Here is a 7812-nt window from a genome sequence, read left to right on the forward strand (position 1 = left end):
GGCTCGTCGATGGGCTCCGCCGGCCCGTCCGAGGCCTCGTCCGCATCGTCCGCGGCGAAGACATCGGGAGCGGCGTCTTCGAAAAGGGCCTCATGGACGAGCGGCGGGACGTCCGCGCAGGGTTCCTCGCCATCCAGGGCGGGGCCGTAGCCATGGGGGGACTCGAAGGTGACGAGCTTCATCACCCACTCGCGTTCGAGCACCAGGGAGCGGTGTTCTTCCCGCCGCGAGGGGGCGATGGCCGCGTCCTGCAGGTCGATGAGGTGGTAGGCCAGGTCGCTGGTCCGGCGGTTGCCGGTGGTGGCTTCGCGGACCAGCTGGCGGAACACCTGGATGGCCGCCTCGCAGGCCTCGTCGGTGTCGAGGCGGCCCAGGCGGAAGCCGTCGTCGGTCTTGAACAGGGAGGCGATGTAGACGCGCGAGTCGTTTTCGTCGACCTGTTCGTTGAGGCTGTAGGCGATGAAGTTGCGGTCGCTGGCGGGAATGGCGAAACCACACAACAAGGCCGCATTCAGTTCCGTCTGCTCGGCAGTTTCCACACTGATGGTTCGAAGAAGCATAAGCCCTGGAGATCCCGTTGGTGCTTGGAAGGTGTAACGGGCGAGGGTACCGGGAGCTATGGGCGAGGTAACTTGGACGAGTCCTATTGCCTTGTAAGAAAAATCTTGAAGATTTTACTGCGCACCGTGCCCAGCGCACCGCGCAGGCTCGTCCGCTCGTACGGGTCCGGCGCGCTTCAGCGATCCGCCATCAGGACGACGATGGCCTCGGCGACGAAGTCGGCGTTGCGCTCCAGGGTCTGCAGGTGGTTCATGACGACATCGTAGGTTTCGCCGCCTTCATGGCGCTTCGCCCAGATCGCCAGCTCCTCCAGGGCCATGCCGAGGGCACTCTGGTTCTGGTTGAGACGGCAGAGCAGGGCGACAGTCAGGTCGTGATCCAGCATGGCGGTACTCCTGATCCTGAAAAACTCAGCGTAGACCCCCTGGCGCTCCGCCGACACGGAAGCGGTTCACGAAAAGACGAAGCGGTTCAGCCGCTGCCGACGAGGTGGCCTGCGTTCGTGGCCGGTGCCCACGGCGCAGCGCTTGCGACGGTCCCTGGCAGCTTCGGACCGACCTGGCAAGGGGACCTATCCGAACGGCGAGGGTGGCCCGCGGCCGTGCCGCGCCGCATGGCCAGTTCCCCATGCCGCCTGGCTATACTGGCGGCGCGGGAACAAGACGCCGCCCATGAAGAGCGTCCCGGCCCCGAACGTCGCGCTTCCTGTCATCTCCGCTACCTATCTTTCGTTCTTCTGCCGCGAAACGGCTTTCGGAAGCAGGCTGCCGGCGGTCGTTCGTCGCGCCGTCCCGGGGTTTCCCTGCCCGTGCCGATCCGACCCGTGTTGCCAGCGAGGGGTATGTACGCAATGTCCGTGACCGATGCCAGTTTCCCAATCATCAACTGGTCGAAGGCGATGCCTTCGTTGCGCCAGCTGATGTATTTCGCCTGTGTCGCCGAGTACGGCAGCATCGGCCAGGCCGCCGAGGTGCTGCACGTTTCGCAGCCGTCGCTGTCGCGGCAGATCCAGGCGCTCGAAGTGCACATCGGCGAGGCGCTGTTCGTCCGCGGTCCGGCCGGGGTGAGCCTGACCGAGGTGGGCAGGGTGGTGCATTGCCGCGCGGTGAAGATCATCGCCGAGGCCAAGGCGCTGACCCGCGACATCGGCGACGGCGACGACCGCCAGTTGCACATCGGTTTCAGTCGCTACCTCGATCCCGGCTGGTCCGGCGAGCTGGCCCGGCAACTGAAGGAAGCGCGGGTGTGCAGCGCCGTTTCGCCATCCTGGGCGCCATCGCTGGACCTGCTCAGCCTGGTCCGCGAGTCGTCCCTGGACGCGGCGATCATCGGCGCGCCGCCGAAGGTGGTGCGTGAATACGAGCTGATGGAGATCGGCAGCTACGAGCACGTCATCGCCCTGTCGGAAACCCTGCACCGGCGACTGGCGCCCGACTGGTCGCTGAACGACCTGATTGGCGAGCCGCTGCTGGTACCGAAGGACTCGCTGTTTCCCGCCTACAGCCAGTTCATGAACGATGCGATGGATGCCGCCGCCTTCGCGCCCCGGCGCAGCGTGCGGCCGAACGACCTGAGCATTCTCCTGGCCCAGGTCGCCAGCGGCGACGGCTTCGCCTTCCTGCCGTTGTCGCTGACCAAGTTCGCCTATCCGGGGGTGGCCTTCACCGCTCTGCCGGCGGCGGTCAACGAAGGCTTCCGCCTGCCGGTGGGGCTGGCGGTGTCGCCGACTTCGCGGCTTCGCGCCAGCGACACCCAGTTCGAATGCTTCGTCGAGACCGCGCGGCGGGTCGCCGCCGGTTGAGGGAGGCGGCCGGGAGCGCCGGCCGCGCAAGGGGCTTCAGAGGGTCTTCATGTACTCGACCAGGGCGCGGCGCTGCTGCTCGTTGAACTGCGCGTTGCCGTAGTCGTGGCCGCCATTGGCGTTGCCCGGCTTGCCGCTGTCGAAGAGGAAGCGGTTGGCGCCGCCGGCATCGGTGATGTAGCCGACGTTGACCGGGTCGAACTCGACGCTGCCGGTATAGAAGGTCCGCGGCCGCAGGTCCGGCGGCAGCAGCAGGTCGTAGAGGGTCGCCACCGAGCCGTTGTGCAGGTAGGGCGGGCTGGCCCAGATACCGTTCAGCGGGCGCGCCTTGTAGGCCATCAGGTCGCTGGTCATCGCCAGGCACTGCTCCAGGCGCCGGGCCTTGTCGCTGTCGGCCGCGACGTTTTCGGCCAGGAGCAGGGCGCCTGGCGCGTCCGCGGCGGTCGCTTCGACGCTGTCGGCGTCGGGGCTGTCCGGCACCGGACTGATCAGCGGCGGCAACTGCCCGTCGAAGATGCCCAGGGCGGCGGTCTGGAAGGCACCCAGGGCGACGCTCAGGCCGCGCGCGGCCAGGGCCTGGACCACCACTTCCTGGAGCACGTCCACCGCATAGGCCTGCTTGCCGTAGAAACCGCGCTGGCCGGTGCCGACGAAGGACAGGTAGGGCTTGCCGCGCACATAGCCGGTCTTCAGTTGGGCGATGCTGTTGCAGGCGGTCCACGGGTCGGTGCCGATCGGCGCGACCTCGCCGCGCGCCTGCAGGTGGGTGAGCACGGTCTTCACCGGGGTCCGCAGGTCGTTGCGGTCCAGCGGCGTGTGGCAACTGGAGCAATGTTGCCGGTACAGCTCGCGGCCCTCGGCGACCCTGGTCGGCTCCGGGGCGCCGAACAGCTGGTTCGGCCAGGCCGGCGGCTTCAGTTGGCCGAGCTGGTCTTCGATGCGGATCAGGTTGTCGACGTTGATGCTCGACGGGTAGCCGATGTGCAGCGCCGACTGGATCGGGCTGAGCACCTTGACGTCGGCGAATACCCCGACCGCCTCGCCGGCGTTGCGCGCCAGGGCGCCGACGTCGAACTTGCGGTTGTCGATGTCGACCACGTTGATGTGGTTCGGGTTGAAGCCGGTCCACTGCACGCGGTCCAGCTGCGGTACGTTCCACAGGAACGGATAGCTCACGGGGGCGTCCTCGGCGCCGTAGATCTGCTCGTCGGCGTGCAGTTCGTAGCCCACCGAGTTGAAGATCGAACCGATGGCGTCCAGGCGCCCCGGGCCGAACTCGGGATCGTGCGGCAGGTTGAAGTGCGAGCCGTCGCGCAGGCGCACGATGGTGGCGTCCAGGGCTGCCTGCAGGCGCGCCTTGTTGGCGTCGTTGTAGCCGCTGACCAGGCCGTCGGCGCCGAGCACCTTGCGGGCGAAGCGCTCGAACTTGGCGGTGTCGGCGCGGGTGCTCTGCAGGGCGCCGAGGATCTCCAGCTGGAAGCCGGCGAGGTCGCCCATGGTCTGCCCGCCGTAGACGGTCAACTGGGTGCCCTGGTAGCTGATGTGCGAGGTGTGGCACATGCTGCAGGTCGGTCCGACCCAGGGTTCCCTGGAGCCCTGCAGGGCCTTCCAGCGCAGCTTGGTGAAGGTCAGGTCGCTGTCGTCGCTGCGGTCGACCGCGTAGCCCTGCACCACCTTCACGCTGGAACCGCCGAGGGTGTGCGGGACATAGCCGTACTGGCGGATCAGCGCGTCGGACATCAGCGGTTCTTCGCTGGCGCGCTGCTCCAGCGCCACCAGCCAGGCCAGCGGCAGCATCCGCGAGCCCTGGCCGGCTTCCAGCCAGGCGGTCTTCTGGGTCTGGTTCCAGCCCTGGTCGAGGTCGACGCCGCTGTCGTCGGCGAATGCCGGGGCACCGGCGAGGACGGAAAGGATGGCAAGGCTGAGTCGCGATAGGGTCATCGGGCGGTTCTCTCTATTGGGCATGTGGGCGGGGCCGGCTCACAGGGTCTTGAGGTATTCGAGCAGCGCCAGGCGCTGGCTTTCGTCGTACTCGCGGGCGAAGTCGTGGCCGGCGTTGGAGTTGCCTTCCAGGTGGGTGTCGAAGAGGAAGGCGTTGTCCGGGCCGGGCCCGGTGAGGTAGCCGACCCGGCTCGGATCGAACTCGTGGCTGCCCGTGTAGAAGGTGGTCGGCCGTTGCTCCTGGGGCAGCAGCAGGTCGTACAGCGACGGCACCGAACCGTTGTGCAGGTAGGGCGCAGTGGCCCAGATGCCGTTCAGCGGGCGAGCGATGTAGCCGAGGAACGGATGCTCGGTGTTCAGGCAGTAGTCCTTGCGCGCACTCTTGTCGGCGGGGACTTCGCCGGCGGCGAGGCTCGGCGCCTGGCTGCCGGCCGGGTCGCCGCCGGCCAGCAGCAGTTGCCCGGTGGGAAGCGCTTGCAGGCTGTCGGAGCCGGGCAGGGTCTGCTGCCCGGTGACGATGGCGTGGATGATCTCGGCGATGCCGTCGGCCAGCTGGCCTTTCTTGCCGAGCATGATCTGGAACACCTCGGGGACCTGCATGTCTGCGATCTTCGAAGTCCGCCCGACGATGCCGACGCCGCTGGGGGTGCCGAGGGACGGTCGGAACAGGCCGAAGTAGTTGCCGCTGGGGCTGCTGAAGGTGAAGGTGTTGCAGGCCATCCACGGGTCGGTGCCGATCGGCGCGTCGTCGCCATGGGCCTTCAGGCGCACCTGGCGGACCTTGATCGGGGTTTGCAGGTCGTCGCGGCCGATGCTCGCATGGCAGGCCGCGCAGTTCTCCTCGTAGAGGCGCTTGCCCTGGGCCAGCCTGGCGCTGTCCGGGGCGCCGAACAGCTGGCTCGGCCAGGCCGGCGCCTTGAGCTTGTGGATCAGGCCCTCGACACGGGTCAGGTTGTCCACGCGGATGCTCGAGATGTAGCCCTCCAGGCCGGACAGCGGATGGCTGACCACGTCGCCGTAGTCGCCCTGGACCACGCCGATGTCGCCGGCCAGGTAGCCGAGGTCGAAGACCTGGCCGTTGAGGTCGAGGACCTTGACGTTGGGCACGAATCCGCTGGATTGCAGCTTGTCCATCTGCAACGTGTGCCACAGTGCCGGGAAGCTGGTCGGCGCGTCGGTCGGGTTCGCTTGCAGATGGCGGGCGCCGGAGTTGATTGCCGCGCGGTTGAGTGACTGGCCGGTGGCGTCGAGGCGCCCCGGGCCGGGTTGCAGGTCGGTGGCGGACATGCTCAGCAGGGTATCGATCAGCGCCGCGCGCTTGGCCAGGGCGGCCTTCAGCAGGTCGCGGTTGGCCGGGCTGTCCTCGCTGCCGAGGACGTTGCCGGCGAAGCGCGCGAACTTGTCGCCGTCGTCGCTGGTGCGGCGCAGCGCGGCGAGCACTTCGTCGAAGATCGCCTGGACGTTGGCCAGGGTGGCGCCGGCGTCGACGGTCAGTTCGCTGCCGCGGTAACTGATGTCGGTGGAGTGGCAGCCGGCGCAATTCAGCCCGACCCAGGGTTCGCTGGACGACTGGCGGGCTTTCCAGCGCAGGCGGGTGTCGGAGAACTGGCTGTCGTCCTGCTGGTCGAGGGCGAAGCCGCGCGGCAGGCGCAGTTCGCCGCCTTGCCAGTTGCGCAGGGGAAAGCCGAGGCGCCGGGCGTTGTCTTCGGAGAACAGGCGCTCCTCGCTGTCCGGACGCTCCAGCGCCTGGGCCCAGGCCAGCGGCAGCAGCCGCGAACCGAGCGAGGCGTCGTACCAGGAGGCGCGTTGCTCGGCGTTCCAGCCTTGCTCGAGCTGGATTTCGGTGGCGACGGCAGGGCTGCCGGCGCTGGCCAGCGCGGCGGCCAGCAGGACCCGCGAAAAGGTCGGATGCATCGTGTTCCCCTCATGGCTGACGACGTCTGCGTCCCCACAGGGCAGAGCGATGCAGTGCGCTCGATGGCTGGGCGTGCCGCCACTTCGTCCCTGACGGGAGCGCGCCGGCCGCGGCGCGCCGCGGGCCGGAACGTCCGGTTGGGCACTACGCTACGGAGTCGCGGCGGCCGGCGGGTAATGCTTTTTGTGCGACGGAAAAGGTATGGGGAACGGAACCGCCCGGTCCGGAAAGGGCGCGCCGGTCGTGCTTCGCCCTGCGCGCCAGGTTCGCAGGGCGGAGAGCGCCTAGGGCGTTGCCCGTTCTATCGGACAATCCCTGCCGGGCTTGCGGACGAAGACCAGGTAGAGTGCGCTGAGCAGCGCGAGGAACGGCACGCCGAAGACCAGGGTCATGCGGAACGCCTCGGTGAAGAAGGTGGTGACCAGGATCGCCGCCATCAGCGCCAGGCCGAGCAATGTCGACCAGGGCGCCAGGCGCATGCGGAAGGCCAGCGGCGCGCCGCCGTGGCGGGCGCGGTGGCGGCGGAAGCAGAGGTGGGTGAAGAAGATCATCAGCCAGGTGAAGAGGGCGCCGAACATCGACACCGCCATCATCAGGGTGAAGGACTGCTCGGGGTAGACCAGGTTGAGCAGGGTCGCCAGGGCGATACCGACGCTCGACAGCAGCAGCGCGTTCAGCGGCACGCCCTGGCGGCTCAGTTCGCCGAGGCCCTTCGGCGCGTGCCCCGCGCGCGACAGGCTGAACATCATCCGGGTGGTGATGTAGAGCTGGCTGTTCATCGCCGACAGCGCGGCCACCAGCACCACGAAGTTCATCACCCCGGTGGCGCCGGGCAGGCCGATCGCCTGCATCACCGTGACGAACGGGCTCTGGCTCTGCCCGGCCTGGTCCCAGGGGACGATGGCGAGCATCAGCGCCAGGGTCAGCAGGTAGAACACCACCAGGCGCACGATGGTCGAGCGGAACGCCGACTTCACCGCCTGTTCCGGATGCTCGGCCTCGGCGGCGGCGACCGCGATCATCTCCACGCTGAGATAGCTGAAGATCGACACCACCACGGCGATCCACATGCCTTTCAGGCCGTGCGGGAAGAAGCCGCCGTGGGCGCTGTAGTTGTGCACGCCGTAGGCCGGGTTGGCGGAGCCGAACACCAGGTAGGCGCCGAGCAGGATGAAGGCGACGATGGCGGCGATCTTCAGTGTCGAGAAGCAGTATTCGAAGTTGCCGAAGGCTTTCACGCTGCTGGCGTTCAGGCCGATCAGCAGGGTCGAGAAGGAGATGATCCAGACCCATTCCGGGATACCGGCGAACCAGTACTTCATGTACATGGCCACCGCCGTGACCTCGGTGCCCACCGCCAGGACGATGGCCGCCCAGTAGGCGTAGCGCACCAGGAACCCGGCCAGCGGGCCGACGTAGTGCTCGGCGAAGGCGCCGAACGAGCCGGGGGTGGCATGGGCCACGGTCATTTCCGCCAGGCAGCCCATCAGCAGCAGGGTGATCAGCGCGCCGATGGCGTAGCTGAGCAGGACGCTGGGGCCGGCGAAACCGATGGCGAAGGCGCTGCCCATGAACAGGCCGGTGCCGATGGCGC

The 7812-nt window shown here is 68.1% G+C and carries 5 protein-coding genes and 1 pseudogene; 1 reads left to right on the forward strand and 5 read right to left on the reverse strand.

The genetic code is table 11. The features are described from left to right. A pseudogene (locus FFS27_RS24580) lies at nucleotides 1–560 on the reverse strand (hypothetical protein); the annotation flags it as partial. Between the two features lie 176 nt (nucleotides 561–736). Next, entirely contained in the window at nucleotides 737–946 is a 210-nt protein-coding gene (locus FFS27_RS24585) for a hypothetical protein (RefSeq protein WP_003088759.1), read from the reverse strand. Between the two features lie 513 nt (nucleotides 947–1459). Between FFS27_RS24585 and FFS27_RS24590 the strand changes: the two genes are divergently transcribed. After that, the gene (locus FFS27_RS24590; protein WP_003139628.1) at nucleotides 1460–2362 is read left to right on the forward strand and encodes a LysR family transcriptional regulator; all 903 of its coding nucleotides are present in this window, start codon (nucleotides 1460–1462) and stop codon (nucleotides 2360–2362) included. 36 nt (nucleotides 2363–2398) lie between these two features. Here FFS27_RS24590 and FFS27_RS24595 read toward each other — a convergent pair whose 3' ends face one another. From FFS27_RS24595 to FFS27_RS24610, 3 genes are all read right to left on the reverse strand, one after another. Further along, a complete protein-coding gene (locus FFS27_RS24595; protein WP_023101307.1) occupies nucleotides 2399–4303 on the reverse strand; it encodes a 10S-dioxygenase in 1905 nt (634 codons plus the stop codon). Nucleotides 4304–4342: 39 nt separating this feature from the next. After that, nucleotides 4343–6217, reverse strand: a complete 1875-nt coding sequence (locus tag FFS27_RS24600) for a (7S,10S)-hydroperoxide diol synthase (RefSeq protein ID WP_009876351.1) — start codon at nucleotides 6215–6217, stop codon at nucleotides 4343–4345. Between the two features lie 285 nt (nucleotides 6218–6502). Next, the coding region (locus FFS27_RS24610) for an amino acid permease (protein WP_137952255.1) at nucleotides 6503–7812 on the reverse strand (1310 nt) is incomplete at its 5' end.

It is taken from the genome of Pseudomonas sp. 2VD, from assembly GCF_005503585.1.
Taxonomy (GTDB): domain Bacteria; phylum Pseudomonadota; class Gammaproteobacteria; order Pseudomonadales; family Pseudomonadaceae; genus Pseudomonas; species Pseudomonas aeruginosa.

Coding starts and splice junctions, on each gene's coding strand:
- FFS27_RS24590 (WP_003139628.1), top strand. CDS start 1,460: ATGCCTTCGTTGCGCCAGCTGATGTATTTCGCCTGTGTCGCCGAGTAC.
- FFS27_RS24595 (WP_023101307.1), bottom strand. CDS start 4,303: ATGACCCTATCGCGACTCAGCCTTGCCATCCTTTCCGTCCTCGCCGGT.
- FFS27_RS24585 (WP_003088759.1), bottom strand. CDS start 946: ATGCTGGATCACGACCTGACTGTCGCCCTGCTCTGCCGTCTCAACCAG.
- FFS27_RS24600 (WP_009876351.1), bottom strand. CDS start 6,217: ATGCATCCGACCTTTTCGCGGGTCCTGCTGGCCGCCGCGCTGGCCAGC.